The 21,868-nt window shown below is 40.8% G+C and carries 23 protein-coding genes; 16 read left to right on the top strand and 7 right to left on the bottom strand.

Going from position 1 to position 21,868, the window contains the following annotated elements; translation table 11 throughout:
- The first annotated feature begins 81 nt into the window (after positions 1–81).
- Positions 82–483, top strand: coding sequence for an OsmC family protein (locus AAZR93_RS14955; protein WP_294111000.1), 402 nt, complete (start codon positions 82–84; stop codon positions 481–483).
- A gap of 88 nt (positions 484–571) precedes the next feature.
- On the opposite strand, the gene AAZR93_RS14950 is transcribed toward AAZR93_RS14955, so the two are convergent.
- From AAZR93_RS14950 to AAZR93_RS14940, 3 genes are read right to left on the bottom strand one after another with little or no spacing between them, the layout of a single operon-like run.
- Complete coding sequence (locus AAZR93_RS14950; RefSeq protein WP_294111004.1) at positions 572–1,438, bottom strand: phosphoribulokinase; 867 nt, start codon at positions 1,436–1,438, stop codon at positions 572–574.
- 60 nt (positions 1,439–1,498) lie between these two features.
- On the bottom strand, positions 1,499–1,717 hold the full coding sequence (locus AAZR93_RS14945; RefSeq protein WP_294111007.1) for a YheU family protein: 219 nt from the start codon (positions 1,715–1,717) through the stop codon (positions 1,499–1,501).
- Entirely contained in the window at positions 1,711–2,697 is a 987-nt protein-coding gene (locus AAZR93_RS14940; protein WP_294111010.1) for a hydrolase, read from the bottom strand. Before AAZR93_RS14940 ends, AAZR93_RS14945 begins: the two co-directional genes overlap by 7 nt.
- A gap of 99 nt (positions 2,698–2,796) precedes the next feature.
- Between AAZR93_RS14940 and AAZR93_RS14935 the strand changes: the two genes are divergently transcribed.
- Positions 2,797–3,402, top strand: a complete 606-nt coding sequence (locus tag AAZR93_RS14935; RefSeq protein ID WP_294111012.1) for a LysE family translocator — start codon at positions 2,797–2,799, stop codon at positions 3,400–3,402.
- A gap of 110 nt (positions 3,403–3,512) precedes the next feature.
- Here the strand turns inward: AAZR93_RS14935 and murP are convergent, their stop codons facing one another.
- Entirely contained in the window at positions 3,513–4,982 is a 1,470-nt protein-coding gene (gene murP, locus AAZR93_RS14930) for a PTS N-acetylmuramic acid transporter subunit IIBC (protein WP_294111015.1), read from the bottom strand.
- A 27-nt stretch (positions 4,983–5,009) separates the two neighbouring features.
- On the bottom strand, positions 5,010–5,924 hold the full coding sequence (gene murQ, locus AAZR93_RS14925) for an N-acetylmuramic acid 6-phosphate etherase (protein WP_294111018.1): 915 nt from the start codon (positions 5,922–5,924) through the stop codon (positions 5,010–5,012).
- Between the two features lie 249 nt (positions 5,925–6,173).
- Here murQ and AAZR93_RS14920 point away from each other — a divergent pair, with 249 nt between their 5' ends.
- Together AAZR93_RS14920 and adiA are read left to right on the top strand one after the other, a co-directional pair.
- Positions 6,174–7,034, top strand: coding sequence for a MurR/RpiR family transcriptional regulator (locus AAZR93_RS14920; protein WP_294111021.1), 861 nt, complete (start codon positions 6,174–6,176; stop codon positions 7,032–7,034).
- 126 nt (positions 7,035–7,160) lie between these two features.
- Positions 7,161–9,437 (top strand): arginine decarboxylase, encoded by a 2,277-nt coding sequence (adiA, locus tag AAZR93_RS14915; protein ID WP_434720267.1) that lies wholly within the window; start codon positions 7,161–7,163, stop codon positions 9,435–9,437.
- 42 nt (positions 9,438–9,479) lie between these two features.
- Here adiA and AAZR93_RS14910 read toward each other — a convergent pair whose 3' ends face one another.
- Positions 9,480–11,417, bottom strand: coding sequence for an ABC transporter ATP-binding protein (locus AAZR93_RS14910; RefSeq protein WP_294111028.1), 1,938 nt, complete (start codon positions 11,415–11,417; stop codon positions 9,480–9,482).
- A gap of 170 nt (positions 11,418–11,587) precedes the next feature.
- On the opposite strand from AAZR93_RS14910, the gene kefG reads away from it, so the two are divergent.
- The 4 genes from kefG (at position 11,588) to slyD (ending at position 14,919) form a co-directional block, all read left to right on the top strand.
- Positions 11,588–12,142, top strand: a complete 555-nt coding sequence (gene kefG, locus AAZR93_RS14905) for a glutathione-regulated potassium-efflux system ancillary protein KefG (RefSeq protein WP_336431082.1) — start codon at positions 11,588–11,590, stop codon at positions 12,140–12,142.
- The gene (gene kefB / locus AAZR93_RS14900) at positions 12,142–13,950 is read left to right on the top strand and encodes a glutathione-regulated potassium-efflux system protein KefB (protein WP_294111031.1); all 1,809 of its coding nucleotides are present in this window, start codon (positions 12,142–12,144) and stop codon (positions 13,948–13,950) included. Before kefG ends, kefB begins: the two co-directional genes overlap by 1 nt.
- Before the next feature lie 29 nt (positions 13,951–13,979).
- Positions 13,980–14,183, top strand: coding sequence for a YheV family putative zinc ribbon protein (locus AAZR93_RS14895; RefSeq protein WP_294111036.1), 204 nt, complete (start codon positions 13,980–13,982; stop codon positions 14,181–14,183).
- Between the two features lie 88 nt (positions 14,184–14,271).
- The gene (gene slyD / locus AAZR93_RS14890; protein ID WP_294111039.1) at positions 14,272–14,919 is read left to right on the top strand and encodes a peptidylprolyl isomerase; all 648 of its coding nucleotides are present in this window, start codon (positions 14,272–14,274) and stop codon (positions 14,917–14,919) included.
- Positions 14,920–15,060: 141 nt separating this feature from the next.
- On the opposite strand, the gene AAZR93_RS14885 is transcribed toward slyD, so the two are convergent.
- Positions 15,061–15,282: a SlyX family protein gene (locus AAZR93_RS14885; protein WP_294111042.1), complete on the bottom strand. Its 222-nt coding sequence runs from the start codon at positions 15,280–15,282 to the stop codon at positions 15,061–15,063.
- 242 nt (positions 15,283–15,524) lie between these two features.
- Here AAZR93_RS14885 and fkpA point away from each other — a divergent pair, with 242 nt between their 5' ends.
- From fkpA to fusA, 8 genes are all read left to right on the top strand, one after another.
- Entirely contained in the window at positions 15,525–16,274 is a 750-nt protein-coding gene (fkpA, locus tag AAZR93_RS14880) for an FKBP-type peptidyl-prolyl cis-trans isomerase (RefSeq protein WP_294111044.1), read from the top strand.
- A 447-nt stretch (positions 16,275–16,721) separates the two neighbouring features.
- Positions 16,722–17,423: a helix-turn-helix transcriptional regulator gene (locus AAZR93_RS14875; protein ID WP_294111047.1), complete on the top strand. Its 702-nt coding sequence runs from the start codon at positions 16,722–16,724 to the stop codon at positions 17,421–17,423.
- The gene (gene tusD, locus AAZR93_RS14870) at positions 17,416–17,820 is read left to right on the top strand and encodes a sulfurtransferase complex subunit TusD (RefSeq protein ID WP_434720266.1); all 405 of its coding nucleotides are present in this window, start codon (positions 17,416–17,418) and stop codon (positions 17,818–17,820) included. Before AAZR93_RS14875 ends, tusD begins: the two co-directional genes overlap by 8 nt.
- 48 nt (positions 17,821–17,868) lie before the next feature.
- A complete protein-coding gene (gene tusC, locus AAZR93_RS14865) occupies positions 17,869–18,228 on the top strand; it encodes a sulfurtransferase complex subunit TusC (RefSeq protein ID WP_294111053.1) in 360 nt (119 codons plus the stop codon).
- Between the two features lie 58 nt (positions 18,229–18,286).
- Complete coding sequence (gene tusB / locus AAZR93_RS14860) at positions 18,287–18,574, top strand: sulfurtransferase complex subunit TusB (RefSeq protein WP_294111056.1); 288 nt, start codon at positions 18,287–18,289, stop codon at positions 18,572–18,574.
- A 135-nt stretch (positions 18,575–18,709) separates the two neighbouring features.
- On the top strand, positions 18,710–19,084 hold the full coding sequence (gene rpsL, locus AAZR93_RS14855) for a 30S ribosomal protein S12 (RefSeq protein ID WP_004923923.1): 375 nt from the start codon (positions 18,710–18,712) through the stop codon (positions 19,082–19,084).
- A 98-nt stretch (positions 19,085–19,182) separates the two neighbouring features.
- The gene (gene rpsG, locus AAZR93_RS14850; RefSeq protein ID WP_294111157.1) at positions 19,183–19,653 is read left to right on the top strand and encodes a 30S ribosomal protein S7; all 471 of its coding nucleotides are present in this window, start codon (positions 19,183–19,185) and stop codon (positions 19,651–19,653) included.
- A gap of 83 nt (positions 19,654–19,736) precedes the next feature.
- Positions 19,737–21,863, top strand: coding sequence for an elongation factor G (gene fusA / locus AAZR93_RS14845; protein ID WP_294111159.1), 2,127 nt, complete (start codon positions 19,737–19,739; stop codon positions 21,861–21,863).
- Positions 21,864–21,868: the final 5 nt, after the last annotated feature.

Genomic DNA, 21,868 nt, shown 5'->3' with positions numbered 1-21,868 from the left:
AGCTAAATAAAGCTGATGTAATATTGGCTATATCTATGGAACAATGTGTTTCTGAAGATTATTTTTTCAAGGGGAATAACAATGGAAGCAAGAGTTAAATGGGTTGAAGGACTCTCTTTTTTAGGTGAGTCAGCATCTGGGCATCAAGTGATGATGGATGGAAATGCAGGTGACAAAGCGCCTAGCCCAATGGAAATGGTATTAATGGCCGCTGGAGGCTGTAGTGCAATTGATGTCGTTTCTATCTTACAAAAAGGCCGTAATGATATTACGGATTGTGAGGTGAAATTAACTTCGCAGCGCCGCGATGAAGCACCTCGTTATTTTACTCACATTAACTTGCACTTTATTGTAACAGGTCATGAATTAACAGAAAAAGCGGTTGAGCGCGCAGTTCAACTTTCGGCGGAAAAATATTGTTCAGTGGCGTTGATGTTAGAAAAAGCGGTTGAAGTGACACACAGCTTTGAAATTAAAAACTAATAATAAGTTTAATTTTTGCCTATTTATTTTAATAACTGATGCTTGTTTTATTTATTGGTAAGCATCAGTTATTTAGAACAGTGATAAGTTAATCTTGTTTTTGTGTAATTAACTTTTCAACTAATGGGGTCATAATTAGTTCCATGGCTAACCCAAGTTTGCCACCGGGCACGACAATGGTATTTATTGCCGAAATAAATGAGCCGCTTATCATTGATAATAAATAGGGGAAATCAATCTGTTTGAGTCCGCGAAAACGGATCACAATAAAACTTTCATCTTGTGACGGAATCGCTTTGGCTGAAAATGGGTTAGAGGTATCGACGGTAGGGACTCGTTGGAAATTGATATGAGTGCGTGAAAATTGAGGCGTAATATAATTAATATAGTCTCCCATCGAGCGAACAACCGAGTCCATGACCGCTTCTCGAGAATGCCCACGTTCTGTTGTATCGCGGATTAATTTTTGAATCCATTCCAAATTCACAATAGGCACAACACCGACAAGCAAATCGACGTGCTGGGCGACATCGTGCTCTGGCGTGACTATTCCACCATGTAATCCCTCGTAGAATAAAACATCTGTATTCTCAGTGAAAGGCTCCCAAGGTGTGAATATACCCGGTTGTAGGCCATAAGGAACCGCCTCATCGTAAGTGTGGAGATATTTACGCGATTGTCCGTGTCCTGTCTGACTATAATCGACTAAAGTTTGCTCTAAGAGTGCGAAGTCATTGGCTTCTGGACCAAAGTAGCTAATGTGACGCCCTTGCTCTCTGGCCTTGCGGATTGCCATATCCATTTCAGGCCGGGTATAGCGATGAAAGCTATCGCCTTCAAGTGTTGCGGGCTGAATGTTTAATTGATGGAAGATTTTACGAAAAGCTTGGCTGGTTGATGTTGTTCCAGCACCACTTGAACCGGTAACTGCAATAATTGGATGCTTTTTCGACATAGTGGTCTCCCTGCGTTGCGCTTTTGGCCACTATTTTAATAAACAGCGAACGAAGCGGGTTTACGGGCGGAATTGGTTGTTAGGCATGAAGTTAATTGATTCATGCAGTTCAGACCAGACTAGCACAATTTCGCCAGAAACTAACTGGCGTTTCACATCATCAACCTTATCTTGCAAGCTTTTTTCATGGCTTCCGTAATCAGTGCCTTCGCGTAACACATAGCTTTCTATTAGGTTATCAAGTGTTTCGGGGGCTAACTCTTGCCAAGGGATTAACATTGTTTTTGCTCATTTAAATAGGGTGCTAACCACTGAGGAATTCGTGTTTCTAACCACATTTGTGGCTTTCTAAAACTACCACCAACAAAACCAACATGGCCACCGTGTTCTGTCATTTGGTATTCAATGTTATGGGGTAAATGACTTAAGTCAGGCACAACTTCGGGAGCCATAAATGGGTCGTCTTTAGCATGAATAATCAGCGTTGGTTTGGTGATTTGCGACAATTTTGGTAATGCGCTGCATTTTTGATAGTAATCCGTTGCATCATCAAATCCATGAATGCGTGCAGTAATGACATCATCGAACTCACGAATGCGTTTGAGTTGTTTCAGTTGCAATAAATTCAATGGTAAAGACCCCGGATAGCGCACCAATTTACGCGTTGCATTGCGTTTCAAACCATTCAATAAATAGCGCTGATAAAACTGTGAGAGACCTTTTTCCATACGTAAAGAGCAGGCTTCTAGCATTAATGGTGCGGAGACAACTACCGCGGCGTCAAGGTCAGCATTCTCACCATTTTCAGCGAGATAACAGGCTAGCATGTTGCCCCCAAGCGAGTAACCGACCGCCGCTGTTGGCACATTGCCCCAAGTTTGTTTTAACCAATGTAAGAAATAGCGTGCATCACTGGTTTCACCTGAATGATAAATTCGGCTTTGACGATTAGGTTCACCACTACAACCTCGAAAGTGCATAACAACACCAAGCCAGCCTTGTTTTTGCGCACTTTCAAGCATTCCGTGTGCATAAGGGCTTTTAAAATTCCCTTCTAGGCCGTGAAAAATAACTAAGCGGGGCTTATGGCTTGCCAGCTCAGGTTTTTCACTCCAAGCGAGATCGATAAAATCGCCATCGGGCAATTCTAGTCGTTGCCAAGTCGGTTTGATTTTCGGCGTTCGACGAAAAATCCTTGGCAATAAGGTTTGGAGATGTGGATTTTTAGCCCAATTGATAGGACGGAAATTTTCTGACATAGCCTTATTTAATTTCTTAGAACTCTTGTGAGGCACATAACATACTGTTATTTTTTTGTGATGCAAGTGTGCAAGTTTAAGTTGAGGATTAGATTATAAATGACACTGGGGCTTATTTTTTCTCTTTTTACGTTTTTATTCATTGCGGCGGTGACACCCGGCCCTAACAATATGTTATTAACATCCAGTGCTGCCAATTCGGGTTTTCGTCGTAGTATCGCATTATTGCTAGGAATTATGCTTGGCATGCAATCCATACTTTATTTGTCTGCATTTGGTATTGCAGCGCTTTTGCTGTTATATCCAGCCATTCATGTGATATTAAAAGTAGCTGGTAGCATTTATTTGTTATGGCTAGCATGGAAAACAGCAACTGCGAATTATGCACCACTTAAGACAAATAGCGAAGCAGTAAAAAGCGTAACTTGGTATCAAGGGGGATTATTGCAGTTTTTAAACCCAAAAGCATGGATGATGGGTTTAGGCGCAGTGGGGAGTTTCAGCTTACCGGGCGAGCTTTTTACTGAGTCAATTATCATAATGAGTATTGCATTTATTATTGTAAATTTTGTTGCTGGGCTGATATGGATGGGGTTTGGTTCTTTAATCGGACTGTTTTTACGCAGTCGCCGTGCATGGTTTATTTTTAATTTGGTGATGGGATTATTAACTGCACTGTGTGTTCCGTTGATTTGGTTGGAATAGAATGGTAACAGTAGGCTGAAATATACCTAAGTCATTATGCGGTCAATGTGAATGAATAAAATCTAAAAAGGCAGCGTAATAGCTGCCTTTAGTTAAAAACATTTTACGAATTAATCTAAATCGATATTCTTACTACCAAATAAATAGGTGAATAAAAATCCGCAGGCATAGGCCACTAAAATACCGCCAACATAGACTGCCATACCTGCAAGCACACCTTGTGCTGAAGTCATTAATGGAATTGCAATCAGTCCAGAAGGGCCAAATATAGTGTTAAGCCCAACAGGTAAGCCCATCCAAGCAATTAAACCGATAAAGAAACCACCGGCAGCACCACCTAAACACGCTGTGATAAATGGTTTAACACGAGGCAATGTAACACCATAAATTAATGGTTCACCAATACCTAAGAACCCTGGGAAAAGTGCACCACTAATTTGGCTGCGGATCACTGAGCCTTTTTTAGCTTTCATATAAAGCGCAAGTGCAGCGCCTACTTGTCCAGCACCTGCCATGGCAAGTATCGGGAATAGTGAGTTAAACCCTTGGGTTTCGACAAGCGCTACATAGACAGGGATAAAACCTTGGTGAACACCAAACATTACTGCAATTAAGAACAAACCAGCAAGAAGTGCAGTACCTATTGGATTACCATTTAAATGCATGAATAGCCATGACATGCCGTTAAATAACCAAACACCAATTGGCATGATGAAAATAAATGTCGCGGCTCCAACTATTAGTAATGTAATAGTTGATGTCAGAATAATATCAAGATTAGCTGGGATAATTTTACGTACTTGTTTTTCAACCCAAGCGCCGAAAATACAGGCAATCAAAATACCAATAATGTTGCCTCTTGGGTCGATATACCAGCCAAAGAAGTCTGTCATACCGGAGTAGAAGCCTTTAGTTGCCGCTGGGTCATAACCTAACAGAAATAATGCGGCAATAATGGCACCATTAACACCGCTACCACCAAAAGCTTTTTGTGCATTATAGCCAATGAGAATACCCATAAAGGTAAACAATCCCTTCCCGAATACGGCCATATAAGCGATTAAGCTTTTTAGCCAACCAAGTTGTTGGGAGTCGGGCGGAAATAGATTCTCATTTGCGAGGAGTAAGCTTAACAGCGAAGCGAGCCCCATAAGCAAACCTGCGCCGATAAAACCGGGGATCAATGGCGTAAAAATAGTCGCAAATTTGGATAGAAAACGATGAACTGCACTTGTTTGTTTCTTTTTTAATTGTTGTTTGTTTGCTGAGGCTATCTCATTAAGATCTTGTGTTGGAGCTGACGACGCGATATCAGCATCTTCATCATTTTCAATGATATGATTCATTAGGTCAGCGGCAGTTTGTGCTTTTCCTGGGCCGAGTACGATTTGTAATTGTTCATCACTTTCAATTACACCGAGTACACCAGGAACCTGTTTTATTGCAGCTTTATCGACAAGTTGGTCATTGTTTAATGTCAAACGTAAGCGAGTCATGCAATTACCGCATTGCTTGATATTATGACTACCACCAACTAGTTGCAGGATCTGCAGCATCATTTCTTTTGTTATTTTAGCCATGCTTTTTATCTCATCTCATTGCGCACGTTAGGCGGTGGATTTAGCAATATTGAGTGCAGTACGAATAAAACCTTTGTTGTTACTGAGCAATTGGCGTGCCTCATCTGCATTTAAGCCTGATAAGATCATTAAAATTGCTGTTTTACAGTGTCTATCACATTGTTGTAATGCAGATTCAGCAGCTTCTCTATCACATTCAGTTGCCTCCATCACAATCTTAGTTTGTCTCTCAATTAATTTGGCATTAGTGGCTTCAACATCGACCATCAAATTACCAAATACTTTTCCAATGCGGATCATGGCACCGGTAGTAATCATGTTCAGTACCAATTTTTGTGCGGTGCCGGCTTTCATTCGTGATGAACCTGTGACAACTTCAGCACCAACTACCGGTGTAATGGCGATATCTGCGGCATTAGAAACCGGACTGTTTGGATTACAACTAATTGATGCAGTGATTGCGCCAATTGAGCGAGCGTAGGCCATAGCGCCTAAAACATAAGGTGTGCGCCCACTTGCGGCAATGCCGACTAAAATATCTTTATTGCTAAAATGGATATCTTTTAGGTCTTGCACGCCCATTTCGGGTTTATCTTCGGCATTTTCTACAGCACGAAAAATAGCTTGATGACCACCTGCGATTAAACCAATGACTTGTTCATGAGGCGTACCAAACGTTGGTGGGCACTCACTCGCATCTAATATACCTAAACGACCAGAAGTACCAGCACCTGAATAAATTAGTCTGCCACCGTTTAAAAAGGCGTCGGCGACTTTATCAACGAGCTGAGCAATTTCAGGTAATACTTTTTCAACGGCGAGAGGAACTTGCTTATCTTCATTATTGATAACTTGCAGCATCTCAAGAGTGGAAAGTTGGTCAATATTGGTGCTCGCCTGATTACGGCTCTCAGTTACCATCTTACTTAAATCAATGGTCATAAAAAATTGCTCCTAAATCTATTAATGTGGCAATATTAAGGAATTATTTATTCCTTTGGTGTGATTTCGATCACGGTGCTATCTATTCTGATTTGTCAGTATGGAAGAATATTTTTTAAATAGTAATGGTGATTTTTTTTGTTACTTATTGAATATGAATGATTTTAAATAAGTAATGAGCTTGTTATTAAAGGAATAATTTATTTTTTATTTTCAACAATAATTATGTATAAACAATAAGGAGCTTGAATGACATTACTCGATACCATTACTTACTTATTGCCGCGATTAGCTGAAAATCAGCGTAAAATTGCACAATTTATTATTGAGAAACCAGAAGAAGTCTTGAATTTGTCGTCACAACAATTGGCAGAGATACTGGATATCAGTCAGTCTGCTATTGTTAAGTTTAGTCAAAAAGTTGGGGTGAAGGGATATCCCGCACTTAAACTTGCACTCAGCGAGATTATTGGTCGCCAACAACTAAATGAAGCTAATCCTCATATCGCGTTACATAATCGAATTGCACAAGAAGATAATTTGATGGTGGTGGCACAAAAACTGGCAATGGAAAAAAATCATTCCATTACAGAAACCACAAAGCACATTGATTTTAAACAGTTCGAAAAGATTGTCGATATCATTGATAAATCAAACAGAGTTCAAATTGTTGGTATTGGTGGATCAGGACTAACAGCAAAAGATTTGAGTTATAAATTACAAAAAATAGGTATTACCACATTAGTTGAATCTGACCATCACGTCCAAATCGCGGCAGCCTTGACGTTAAATCCGAATGATACACAAATTGTTATTTCTTTTTCAGGTAAACGTAAAGACATGCTAACAGCGGCAAATATTGCGCGTAAGCAAGGTGCTTGCGTGGTGGCGATTACCCGCTCTCGTCAGTCTCCGCTTGCACAATTATCTGATTATATTTTAGAAAGTATTGCCGAAGAAAATGAATGGCGCAGTTCGTCTATCTCGTCGAGAACGGCACAAAATACCTTAACTGACTTACTATTTATGGCGTTATTACAAAGACGTGAAGCTAAAGCGAAATCATTGGTTATGAATGCAAGAATTGTAATTAATCGGTTAGATGAATAGGTTTGCTATAAAATAATGTGCTATATCTGGCTTATGACGACTTATAATTTTGCAAAATAACCTTACTTACGTTAATACTGATACGGTAAGGATTTAAATTTCAAATAGTTAAATGAGGAATGATTAATGCGAGCACTGATAGTCTATACGGAACTAACGGATGATGATTCTGTTATTAGCCATGCGGTTGCAAGACTCGCTAGCGAATTAAATGATGAACATGTGGAAACCGTTATCATTCGAGATTTTGAAGATGGGCTCGCTTATATTCGCTCAAATACCAGTATTGATTGCTTATTATATGGACGAGATATGTCCGATAAAGGCGAGCAAGTTCAAGCTAATCAGTTAATTACTCAATTACATCGCAGACAAGAAGATGTTCCGGTATTTTTACTGAGCGACCGTGAAGAAGCTTTGGTGGCTTTTGACCGCAAAATGATGGAACAAGTTGATGAATTTGCGTGGATTTTAGAAGATTCTGCCGATTTTATTGCAGGCCGCGTTCTGGCCGCTATTCAGCGTTACCGCGCTCAATTATTACCACCATTAATGAAAAGTTTGATTAAATATAGTGATGTTCATGAATATTCGTGGGCAGCACCCGGTCATCAGGGCGGTGTTGGATTTACTAAAACGCCAGCAGGCCGTATTTATCATGATTTTTTTGGTGAAAATTTATTTCGCACTGATATTGGTATAGAACGTGTTGCGGTTGGTTCACTGCTCGATCATACCGGTGCTTTTGGTGAGTGTGAAAAAAATGCTGCGCGTATTTTCGGGGCTGATCAATCTTACTCAGTCGTTGTGGGGACATCGGGTTCTAATCGAACTATCATGCAAGCCTGTATGACCGATGATGATGTGGTGATCATTGACCGCAATTGTCATAAATCTATTGAACAAGGGCTAATTTTAACTGGGGCAAAACCAGTTTATATGATCCCAAGTCGTAATCGATACGGAATTATTGGCCCGATTTACCCACAAGAAATGTCTCCTGAATCGATCGCAGCTAAAATTGCACAAAACCCGTTAACCGCAGATAAGCTCGGACAGAAACCCGCTTATAGTGTAGTGACAAACTGTACCTATGACGGAGTTTGCTATAACGCACGCAAAGTGCAAAATTTGCTAGATAAATCATTGGATAGAATTCATTTCGATGAAGCATGGTACGGTTACGCACGCTTTAATCCTATTTATCACGATCATTTTGCAATGCGAGATGAAGCTCGAAGTGATGATGAACCTACTATTTTTGCCACTCACTCCACTCATAAACTATTGAATGCATTATCACAAGCTTCTTTTATTCATGTAAGAAATGGCCGTAACGCGATAGATTTCAATCGATTTAATCAAGCCTACCATATGCATGCAACCACTTCTCCTCTGTATGCTATTTGCGCGTCAAATGATATCGCGGCAGATATGATGGACGGTAATAGTGGGCGTTCACTTACGGATGAAGTAATTCGTGAATCTATCGATTTTCGCCAATCTTTGGCCTATTTATATAAAGAATTTATCAATGATGATGAATGGTTTTTTAAACCATGGAATCAAGAAATGGTGAAAGATCCAGCAACGGGAAAACGTTATGCATTTGAAGACGCACCTGTTGAATTATTGATGAAAGAGCAAAGTTGTTGGGTGATGGATCCTGCTGATAAATGGCATGGTTTTAAAGATATTCCGGCTAACTGGGCGATGCTAGACCCCATAAAAGTGAGTATCTTGTCTCCAGGAATGGGTGATGATGGTAAATTATTAGACACTGGCGTTCCTGCTGCATTAGTTACTGCGTGGCTTAATCATTATGGTATTGTTCCGACCCGTACTACTGATTTCCAAATTATGTTTTTATTTTCAATGGGGATCACCAAAGGTAAATGGGGCACCTTGGTCAATGCGTTGCTATCGTTTAAACGTAATTATGATAACAACACACCATTGAAAAAAGTATTGCCTGAAGTGGTTGAGAGTGCTGTTGAAGTCTATGGTGAAATGGGGTTACGTGATCTTGGCGATAAAATGTTCGCTTACTTACAAAAAAATAACCCCGGTAGCCAATTGAACCAAGCTTATTCTGAATTACCGCCAGTGATGATGAGTCCCCGAGCCGCTTATCAAGAAATTGTGGCTAATCGTGTCGAAGCAGTTCCTTTAGACAAACTTGCGGGGAGAATTGCTGCAAACTCAATTATTCCCTATCCACCGGGTATTCCAATGTTGTTATCAGGTGAAAGTTTTGGTGATAAACATAGCCCACATATTGGTTATTTACGTAGCCTTCAGGCTTGGGATAGTGAATTTCCAGGTTTTGAACATGAAACCGAAGGCACTGAAATAATTGATGGGATGTACTATGTGATGTGCGTTAAGACGGCTAGCGAATAGAATAAAAAGAGCCAGATCAATTTGCTCTGGCTCTTTAATTAGTTAAGCATTAGTATCGAAGCTCGTCGTCATTTCCTCGAGCTGTTCTTGTAACTCCATCCATTCCATTTCTACTTCTTCAAGTGCAGATTTATGTTCAATTTGTTTTTTCAAACAATCTGCTAGTTCTGCTTTTTTAGCTTGTTCATAAATGGTGGCATCAGAAAGCTGACTTTCTAATTCAGCGAGAACTGCTGAATGTTTTTCCATTTTCTTTTCAAGCTCAGTCACTTTTTTACGAATAGGTTGAGTGGCTTGACGGAATTCAGCTTCGCGACGTTTCTGATCTTTTTTATCTTGAGCCGTCACAGTCGAAACACTTACGGGTTTATCTTTATCTTGAATATCACGGGCTTGCTGAAGGTCTATTTTATTTTGTTCCGCGAGCCACTGCTGGTAATCTTCTAAATCACCATCAAATTGCTCAACCATACCACCGTGAACTAAATAGAACTCATCCGTGGTTGAGCGCAATAGATGCCTATCATGAGATACCACAACCAAAGCACCCTCAAAATCCATCAAGGCCTCGGTAAGTGCCTGACGCATTTCTAAATCTAAGTGGTTAGTTGGTTCATCGAGTAACAGTAAATTTGGTCGCTGCCAAACTACAAGTGCCAAAACTAAACGTGCTTTTTCACCACCGGAAAAACGTAGAGTCGGATCGGTAACTTGGTCGCCCTTAAAACCGAATCCGCCTAAATAATCACGCAACTGCTGCTCTGTTTCTTTTGGCGCTAATCTAGCAAGGTGCTGCAAAGGTGACTCTTCAGGATGCAAGTATTCAAGTTGGTGCTGGGCGAAATAGCCTAGTTTAATGCCTTTTGCTAGGGAGACAACGCCGTGTAATGGCTGTAAATCACCGGCAAGCAGTTTTATTAGCGTTGATTTACCGGCACCATTTCGTCCGAGTAAACCAATACGAGAGCCCGGTACTAAATTTAATTTAATTGAATCTAGTATTATTTTCTCACCATAACCGGCACTGACTTTCTCCATTTTTAGTAATGGATTAGGCAAGCTTTCTGGTTTTCGAAAGGTAAAATGAAATGGATTATCCACAAGCGCAGGAGAAACCATCTCCATTTTTTCGAGCATTTTAATTCGGCTTTGTGCTTGTTTTGCTTTAGTCGCTTGCGCTCTAAAACGGTCAATATAGCTTTGTAAGTGCGCAGCTTTAGTTTGTTGGCTTTCATACAAAGCTTGTTGTTGAGATAACTTGGTCGCACGCTGGCGTTCAAACGAAGAATAATTGCCCGTATATTCGAACATACTTTCTTGCTCAATGTGCAGCACTTTATCAATAATAGGATCAAGAAAATCCCTATCATGAGAAATTAGAATCAACGTACCTGTATAGCTTTTTAACCATTTTTCAAGCCAAATTACGGCATCTAAATCAAGGTGGTTAGTAGGTTCATCGAGTAACAATAAATCAGAGCGACACAATAGGGCTTGCGCAAGGTTTAAACGCATGCGCCATCCACCAGAGAATGACTTAACGGGTGATTCTAATTGTGCTTGGCTAAAACCCAGACCATGCAGCAAGCTTGACGCTCTTGAACGGATTGTCCACGCATCAATGGCATCTAGTTGACCATGAACAGTTGCAATGGCATGGCCATCATTTTTTTCATTGGCCTGCTGTAGTTTTTTCTCAAGTGAACGATATTCGCGATCGCCATCGATAACATACTCGAGGGCGGGAACATCAAGTGCTGGGGTTTCTTGATTAACCCAAGCTAATGACCACGTGCTAGGGAAGGTTGCAGAACCCGCTTCAGCTTGTAATTCGCCTTTTAAAAGCGCAAGCAGTGTCGATTTTCCGCAGCCGTTTTTACCAACTAACCCGACCTTTTGACCCGGATTGATAGTCGCGGTTGCATTGTCCAGCAGAACACGTACACCTCGGCGAATTTGTAGTGAAGAGAAAACAATCATAGCAACCGTCTATTGAAAATATGTTAAATTAAATAATGAATACCCTCAAAATATCAGGTGCGAGTTGAAAAGCAAATCACCTAAATTTATTGAGCGTAAAACTGAATATGTTTAGCAGGCTGCATGGTAACGGAAAATGATCCGTCTGACACGCCTTTGAGGAGGGAAAGATGTCAAATCCGCCGAAAGTATTGGTGGTCTACGCTCACCCAGACTCTGATGAGTCTGTTGCAAATCGAGCATTACTGGATTCCTTGAGCGGTCTTGACCACGTGACTGTTCATGATTTATATGCAATTTATCCTGATTATTTTATTGATGTTACCGCTGAGCAAAAGCTTCTTTGCTTGCACGACGTGATTGTTTTTCAACATCCTCTCTATACTTATAGTTGTCCTGCTCTTTTAAAAGAGTGGTTTGACCGGGTATTAACTCGTCGTTTTGCGACCGATATGGGGTATCAAAAATTAAAAGGCAAATATTGGCGTTCTATTATTACGACGGGTGAATCCCAAGATGCTTATCAGCACGATGGTTTTAATCGATACCCATTAACTGAAATACTGCGCCCATTTGAATTAACCGCAGCAATGTGTGATATGCAATGGTTAGAGCCCAATATTATTTATGCCGCGCGCAGACAGTCTACAGCGCATTTTCAGCAGCACATTGACGGCTATCGCCAATGGATGCAGCAACCGTTAAGCCCTGGGGGATTGTCCTGATGGAACAACTGAATTTATTTGAATCCATCATTTTATTTCTTTGTGCGGGCGTGGTGATGGTGCCCATCGCCCAGAAAATCCGTTTGGGAGCGGTACTGGGTTATTTACTTGCTGGTATTGTGATTGGTCCGTTTGTTCTTGGCTTTATTCATAACGTTGATGATATTTTGCATTTCTCCGAGATGGGTGTAGTTTTTCTGATGTTTTTGATTGGGTTAGAACTTAAACCGTCTAAACTTTGGGAACTCAGACGCTCCATTTTCGGTGTGGGTACGGCTCAAGTAGTAGTCACTGCTGCAATCATGGCCGGGTTATTATTGTTGGCTAAATTTTCATGGCAAGCTGCGGTTGTCGGTGGCCTTGGCATGGCAATGTCATCGACGGCGATGGCATTGCAGTTGATGAATGAAAAAGGCATGTCCAATAAAGAAAGTGGGCAGCTTGGCTTTTCAGTTTTACTCTTTCAGGATATGGCTGTCATCCCAATTATGGCGCTGATCCCTTTACTCGCGGGCGATACAGGTAGCAGTGATTGGTATAAAATTGGCTTAAAAGTGATTGCGTTTGCAGGCTTATGGATTGTCGGACGCTATTTGCTACGCCCATTATTTCGATTAGCGGCTAAATCTGGAGTGCATGAAATTTTTACGGCGGCGGCGCTACTTGTCGTACTTGGGTCTGCGCTCATTATGGAAAGCCTTGGTTTTTCCATGGCGTTAGGCACTTTTATGGCGGGTGTAATGTTAGCAGAGACCGAGTTTCGTCATGAACTTGAAATTAATATTGAGCCTTTTAAAGGACTATTACTCGGATTATTTTTTATTTCAGTAGGGATGTCATTAAATTTACAGATACTTTGGTCATACTTACCTCAAGTTTTGATTGCGGTCGCTGTGCTCGTGTCGGTGAAGGCGTTAGTACTTTATTGTCTCAGCTTGGCAGCCCGATTACGCAGTGGTGCAAGAGCGCAATTTTCAGGGGTACTGAGTCAAGGCGGGGAGTTCGCATTTGTTATTTTAGCAACCGCATCAGGAGCTAAAGTGATCGACGAAATGCAAATGGACCTGTTATTAGTGGTGGTCACACTTTCGATGATGACTACGCCTCTTGTGATGCAACTAATAGATGCTTATCTCAACCATCGTTATAATCAACAATCATCATCGAGTGAAAAACCGTTTGTTGAAGATAATGATCCTCACGTCATTTTGGTCGGATTTGGGCGTATGGGACAAGTGGTTGGCCGCTTACTTATGGCGAATAAAGTGAAAATTACTGTTCTCGAACAAGATGTTACGGCAATCAGTACGATGCGACGTTATGGCTATACCGTTTATTATGGTGATGCACGAGAGTTACAATTATTACGCTCAGCGGGCGCAGATAAAGCGAAGGCGATTGTTATAACGAGTGATGAACCCGAAGAAGTGATGGAAATAGTACAAATATGTCAGGAAAATTTCCCTAACTTGCATATTATTGCTCGCGCTAAAGGGCGACTTGAAGCGCATGAACTATTACAAAGCGGTGTAAAAGATTTTAGTCGTGAAACCTTCTCGAGCGCACTTGAGCTGGGTAGTAAGGCATTAGTTAGTATTGGTATGCATCCTCATAAGGCTTATCGGGCGAAACAGCATTTTCGTCGCCTTGATATGCGTATGCTAAGAGATATTATTCCTGAGAATGAAAATAGTGACAGTGGGCAAATTTCTCGTATCAAAGAGGCGCGTCGTGAATTAAATGAGCTCTTCGAAAAAGAAATGTTAAGGGAACACCGACAGCCACATAGCTGGAATAACGAGAAATAACGCGAATAGTAAACCGCAAGGGTATAAAAATGGCTTCAACACGTAAACGTTTTATTGCAGGAGCAACCTGCCCTAAATGCCAGTCACAAGATACGTTGATGATGTGGCGAGAAGATAAAATTGATGTTGTTGAATGTGTTAATTGTGGCGATCAGCAAAGACAAGCTGATGAGGGCGCAACGGAGCATGTCAGAAAACAAGAAAAAGTCATTGGTATTTTTACACCAGAGTAAGAGAATTTTGTCAAATCTCAATACAGCACAATTGTTTTCCGGTACAATATAGCAAAATTTTTCCCTTCTCGGGTATGTAGGAGATGTCATGAAAGTAGCAAAAGACTTGGTAATCAGCTTAGCTTATCAGGTAAGAACAGAAGATGGTGTTTTAGTTGATGAGTCGCCAGCAAGTGCGCCAATGGACTACTTACACGGCCGTGGTTCTTTAATTTCTGGTCTGGAAAAAGCATTAGAAGGTCGTGCTGTTGGCGAACATTTTGATGTTGAAGTTGCATCCGATGATGCCTATGGCCAATATGATGAAAACTTAGTTCAACGTGTCCCTAAAGATGTCTTTATGGGTGTTGAAGAGTTAGAAGTTGGTATGCGTTTCTTAGCTGATACTGACATGGGTCCAGTTCCTGTTGAAATTACAGGGATTGAAGGCGATGAAGTTATCGTTGACGGTAACCACATGTTAGCAGGTCAAAATCTGAAATTTAATGTTGAAGTCATGGCTATCCGTGAAGCAACAGAAGAAGAAATTGCACATGGCCACGTACATGGCGCTGACGGCCACGACCATGATCACGATCACGAAGGTGGTTGTTGTGGCGGTGGTGGTCATGGTCATGACCACGGTTCAGAAGGCGGTTGTTGTGGCGGCGGTGGCCACGGTCACGACCACGGTTCAGAAGGTGGTTGCGGTGGCGAAGGTCACGGTAAAAAACAAGGCGGCTGCGGCTGTCACTAATCCTTAGCGATTCGCTAGGGTTTAGTTTTTGTTTAGAGAAAAGGAAAGCCTCGGCTTTCCTTTTTTCATCTACAATTATAATACTTAGAAATACCAGACGATTTTGCAATTTAACGAGTGAATGACTATCACCCCATTAAATTAATAATGAGGTGGCGGTGTTTCCTCTTCAGGCCTTGCAAGCAAGGATGACTGAGAAGATTTTAGTCTATCAGTTACAACACGTAAGTGTTCTTGCATTCGGCTCATTTGCATTTGTTGTTCAGTAATAACCTGATTGAGTTGCTCAAGCGCTAATTCTTGAAAGGCAATTTTACTTTCTAAAAGCTCTAGGCGCTGTTCAAAAGTGTCAGATGAGTCCATTTTAGACGCTCCTTGTGGTTTATTGTTATAAAAAAACATCATAATAACCGAACATTACAAATCAATAGATAAGTTTTAGTTAAAGAGATATGCGTTGAAACCTCTTTTTGTTAATGTTGTCTAAGAAGTTCTTATAATTATCTATACTAATGGTAGCTGACCTCTAAGTATAATTAGGGGGGTACCAATAAAATTAAATACTCGAATATTAAATACTCGAATAAAAATCATCGGAGATCAGGATGAAATCATTGTTTAAGGCAAGCCTTCTAGCGACAACATTAGCACTTACTTTTGCAGCACCACAAGTAATGGCCGCAGAAACCAAAGCACAAGCAGAAAATAGTGCATTTAAAAATGCTGAAGAACGTAATGCATACGCATTAGGTGCCTCTTTAGGTCGCTATATGCAAAACTCACTTGAAGAACAAAAAACAATTGGCATTGATCTTGATAAAGCTCAATTACTGGCTGGTGTTCAAGATGCATTTAACAGTAAAAGCAAAATGAGTGATGCAGAAGTTGAAGAAACGCTTCGCCAATTCGAAGGGCAAGTGAAACAAGCCGCTGAGAAAAAAATGAAAGATGAATCAGCAACGAATGAGAAAAAAGGTGCTGAGTATCGCGAAAAATATGCTAAAGAAAAAGGCGTAGTTAAAACCAAATCAGGCTTATTGTATAAAATCGAAAAAGAAGGTACTGGCGCAAAACCTAAAGCAGATGAAACCGTTGTGGTTCATTACAAAGGTGCATTGATTGACGGTACTGAATTTGATAGCTCATATTCACGTAATGAACCACTGACAATTCCATTGAACTCAGTGATCAAAGGCTGGACTGAAGGTCTGGCAAATGTGAAAAAAGGCGGAAAAATTCAGTTAGTTATCCCAGCTGACTTAGCTTATGGCGAAAATGGTGTTCCAGGTATCCCTGCAAACTCTACTTTAGTATTTGATGTTGAATTATTAGATATCAAACCAGCAAGCAAATAAGCTTTTTAGATTGTCATATATGCTGAAACCCAGAGCTAATCTGGGTTTTTGTCATTAGATTCTATTATTTTAATATCGATAAAAATTGAAGGTCGCTCGAAGGCTAAATCTTTATTTTAAGTCTATTCGTTTCTAGTATATTAATTTTTATATCTTACATATTATGAGTAGAACGATGGATTTAATCGTGCTCCTCGCATAATCTCATTATTTTCACATTGTATAAAAAACAGCTTAATTTGTTTAAAACTTGTGATAAAACATACTCTCTTGCATTCATTCACTTGACTGCGACGCTTCGTAGTTTTAACTTCAATGTATTCAATTTTATTCTTTATCATCACGTTTGTTGACTATGCACGATTCAATGAAGGCAAATTAGTCGAATAATGAATGCCTCATTAGTCAACTTGATGAATTTTTTATATTAGAAGGACAATGTTTAAAATGTCAGATTCTATACAACCACATGATCTCAGCGATATTAATATATTAGATAACCAACCGTTCACTGAAACCGACCACGAAATCTTAAAATCCTATGAAGCTGCGGTTGATGGTCTCGCCATGCTCATTGGTGGGCATTGTGAAATTGTTCTTCATTCGTTGGAAGATCTACAACGTTCAGCGGTGAGAATAGCTAATGGTCAGCATACAGGTCGTCAAATAGGCTCGCCAATTACCGACCTCGCATTAAGAATGCTTCATGATATGGCAGATGAAGATTCGAATGCTTCCAAGGCCTATTTTACTAAAGCAAAAAGTGGCGATTTAATGAAATCGGTAACTATTGCTATTCGTAATAAAAAACAACGTGTTATTGGTCTTCTCTGTATTAATATGAATTTGGATGTTCCATTTTCAGAAATTATTAAATCTTTTGTGCCAGAAGAAAAACAAGAAATTACATCAGATGTTAATTTCGCTTCGTCCGTTGATGACCTTGTTGCTCAAACATTGGAATATACTATTGAAGAAGTGGGTGGGGATCGCAACGTTTCAAACAATGCGAAAAATAAACAAGTTGTGTTAAATCTATATGAAAAAGGGATATTTGATATTAAAGATGCGATTAACCAAGTGGCTGATCGTTTGAATATTTCTAAGCACACTGTTTACTTGTATATCCGTCAATTCAAGAATGAATAATAGCACTCAACTAACATATTGTTTGTTAATCACGGGGCCTGCGTATGGCACTCAGCAAGCGGCGAGTGCCTATCAATTTGCTAATGCTCTTCTTGAGGAAGGGCATCGCCTGAAAACATTGTTTTTTTATAGCGATGGTGTTCTAAATGCCAATAGCCTCACTTCACCAGCAACTGACGAATTTAATTTAGTTCAAGGTTGGCAAGCGCTTGCAAAGCGCGCTGATTGTGAAATGCACATTTGCGTTTCTGCTGCATTGCGCCGGGGTGTTGCCGATACTGAACAGGCTGAAATGCTGTCTTTATCAGCCAGTAATTTAAGTGATGGCTTCATGATGAGTGGACTGGGAAGCCTAGCAGAAGCTATGATGACAACCGACAGAACGATACAATTTTAAGTCATCGTATAATCAATGTAATTAGTAAGTTGTAATTTAAGGTGTCGAGTGAAAAAATGTGCTTTTGTCTTTACAACAATGCCACACGGTAATGCAAGTGGGCGAGAAGGGCTAGATGCTTTATTGGCAACGTCTGCTATTACTGAAGAAATTAGTGTGTTTTTTATCTCTGATGGTGTGTGCCAAATACTGGCGAATCAAAAAACGAATGAAATTTTAGCCAGAGATTATATTTCGACATTTAAAATACTACCTCTGTATGACATTGATAAGATTTATCTGTGCGCTGACTCATTACAAGAACGAGGTATCAGTGAACACAGCAATTGGGTCGTTTCTCCTCAAATTCTAAACGCAGCCCAAATTAGAGAAAAAATGGCTGCTTGTGATGTGGTACTGAAGTTTTAAATCCGTCATAAAAATTTAATCAGATATTTGGATTTTGACCTCTAGCAGGATTTTTTCTATGCTTTATACTATAGCTACATCCCCGTTTAAGTGTGATTTTCCTGCCATACTGCGTTTAATCACTCACCAAGATGTTGTTTTGTTGATGCAAGATGGCGTTATTGCAGCCGTTGAGCAATCGAAGTATCTTTGCGATTTACAAAACACAGGGGCTCAAATTTATGTCTTGGATGCAGATGTTAATGCTCGTGGACTGCAAAATATCATTTCAAATACTGTTTCGTTAGTCACATATCAAGGTTTTGTGAGGCTAACGGCAGCACATAAGCAACATTTTTCGCTATAAAGGCATTAAAAGTTGTATATTTCTTGACACCTGAGCCAGTCAGCCATAAAATTTCGCGTCCTCGTGTATCGTCATGTTGGCGAACGAGGTCGAAATCCGTGTTTACGAAGCAAAAAATCAGGAGCTTTTTTAATAATGGCAACTATTAATCAGCTGGTACGCAAATCCCGTAGCTCGAAAGTTGTGAAAAGCAACGTTCCAGCGCTGGAAGCTTGCCCGCAAAAACGTGGTGTATGTACTCGTGTATATACAACCACACCTAAAAAACCAAACTCAGCATTACGTAAAGTATGCCGCGTTCGTTTAACTAATGGTTATGAAGTTTCTTCCTACATTGGTGGTGAAGGCCACAATTTGCAGGAACACTCCGTAATTCTTATCCGTGGTGGTCGTGTTAAAGACTTGCCAGGTGTGCGTTATCACACCGTTCGCGGTGCACTTGACTGTTCAGGTGTTAAAGACCGCAAACAAGCACGTTCTAAATACGGCGCTAAAAAGCCTAAGGCTTAATGGATACCCGTTAAGTAAGGCCAAACATTTTTAATCTTAATGTCAAAATAAACTCGTAGAGTTTTGGACAAACCTGAATTAACAACGGAGTAATATCCATGCCACGTCGTCGCGTAATAGGTCAACGTAAAATTCTGCCAGATCCTAAGTTCGGATCAGAATTACTGGCCAAATTTGTAAATATCCTGATGGTAGACGGGAAGAAATCTACTGCTGAAGCAATTGTATATAACGCACTTGAGACATTGGCTCAGCGTTCTGGCAAGACTGCGCTTGATGCATTCGAATTAGCACTGGATAACGTGCGTCCGACTGTGGAAGTTAAATCTCGCCGTGTTGGTGGTTCAACTTATCAGGTTCCTGTTGAAGTTCGCCCGGTTCGTCGTAATGCTCTGGCAATGCGTTGGATCGTTGACGCTGCTCGTAAACGCGGTGATAAGTCAATGGCACTTCGCCTAGCAAATGAACTAGGTGATGCTGCAGAGAACAAAGGTTCATCTGTTAAGAAACGTGAAGACGTTCACCGTATGGCAGAAGCTAACAAAGCGTTCGCTCACTACCGTTGGTAAGTTCCAAAGGTTAGTGGTGTATCTCAGGGTAGCTATTTGCTGCCCTTTATATGATGAATTGAACGCTCACGAGAGAGGAAAACATGGCCCGTCAAACGCCCATAGCACGTTATCGTAATATCGGTATCAGTGCGCACATCGACGCCGGTAAAACGACAACGACTGAACGTATTCTGTTTTATACAGGTGTAAACCATAAAATTGGTGAAACTCACGAAGGTTCTGCAACAATGGACTGGATGGAGCAGGAGCAAGAGCGTGGTATTACTATCACATCTGCAGCGACTACTGCATTCTGGTCTGGTATGGCAAAACAGTATGAGCCACACCGTGTAAACATCATCGACACCCCAGGTCACGTTGACTTCACAATCGAAGTTGAACGTTCTATGCGTGTGCTTGATGGCGCAGTAATGGTTTACTGTGCGGTTGGTGGTGTTCAGCCACAGTCTGAGACAGTATGGCGTCAGGCTAACAAATATAAAGTTCCACGTATTGCGTTCGTTAATAAAATGGACCGTATGGGTGCGAACTACTTACGTGTTGTTGAGCAATTAAAAACACGTTTAGCTGCTAATGCAGTTCCAATTCAATTACCTGTTGGCGCAGAAGAAGCGTTTACTGGTGTTGTTGACTTGATCAAAATGAAAGCGATCAGGTGGAGTGATGAAGATCAGGGTATTAGCTTCGAATACGAAGAAATCCCTGCTGACATGCAAGAATTGGCAGAAGAATGGCACAACAACTTAGTTGAATCCGCAGCAGAAGCATCAGAAGAACTGATGGAAAAATATCTGGGCGGTGAAGATTTAACTGAAGCTGAAATTAAAACTGCTCTTCGTCAACGCGTTCTTGCTAGCGAAATTATCCTGGTTACCTGTGGTTCTGCATTTAAGAACAAAGGTGTTCAGGCGATGCTAGATGCAGTAATTGATTTCTTACCAGCACCTACAGATGTATCGGCAATTAACGGTATTCTGGATGATGGTAAAGATACTCCGGCAGAACGTCACGCTAGTGATGAAGAGCCGTTCTCTGCTTTAGCATTTAAGATTGCAACTGACCCGTTCGTTGGTAACCTGACATTCTTCCGTGTGTATTCCGGTGTTGTTAATTCAGGTGATACTGTACTGAACCCAGTAAAATCAAGAAAAGAGCGTTTTGGTCGTATCGTTCAGATGCACGCTAATAAACGTGAAGAGATCAAAGAAGTTCGCGCTGGTGACATCGCGGCTGCAATTGGTCTTAAAGATGTCACTACAGGTGATACTCTGTGTTCAATTGACGCGCCAATTATTCTGGAGCGTATGGAATTCCCAGAGCCAGTTATCTCTGTAGCAATTGAACCAAAAACAAAAGCTGACCAAGAAAGAATGGGTATTGCTCTGGGCCGTTTAGCTCAAGAAGATCCATCTTTCCGTGTATCTAGTGATGAAGAAACTAATCAGACTATCATCGCAGGTATGGGTGAGTTGCACTTAGACGTTCTGGTTGACCGTATGCGTCGTGAATTTAAAGTTGAAGCGAACGTTGGTAAACCTCAGGTTGCTTATCGTGAAACTATCCAGATCGAAGCGAAGGATGTTGAAGGTAAGCACGCTAAACAGTCTGGTGGTCGTGGTCAGTTCGGTCATGTCGTAATTGACATTTTCCCACTGGACAAGAAAGACAAAGACGGTGCAGAGATGAACTATGAGTTCATCAATGAAATCAAAGGTGGTGTAATTCCTACAGAATTCATCCCTGCGGTTGATAAAGGTATCCAAGAGCAGTTGAAATCAGGCCCGTTAGCGGGTTACCCAGTAGTTAAATTGGGTGTTCGTCTGCATTACGGTTCATACCATGATGTTGACTCATCTGAATTGGCATTTAAATTGGCAGCATCGCTGGCATTTAAAGAAGGCTTCAAAAGAGCTAAACCTGTTCTGCTTGAGCCAATCATGAAAGTTGAGGTGGAAACACCAGAAGACTACATGGGTGATGTAATTGGTGACCTTAACCGTCGTCGTGGTATTATTGAAGGTATGGATGACCTAGCTACTGGTAAAATCGTCCGTGCACAAGTACCATTGTCAGAAATGTTCGGTTATGCTACTGACCTGCGTTCTCAGACACAAGGTCGTGCTTCATACTCTATGGAGTTCTTGAAGTACAGTGAAGCGCCAAACAACGTTGCACAAGCTGTAATCGAAGCTCGTAACGCTAGATAATCGAT

The organism is Providencia sp. Je.9.19 (genome assembly GCF_051129765.1).
Classification (GTDB): Bacteria; Pseudomonadota; Gammaproteobacteria; order Enterobacterales; family Enterobacteriaceae; genus Providencia.
This window is presented reverse-complemented; position numbering and strand designations above follow the sequence as displayed.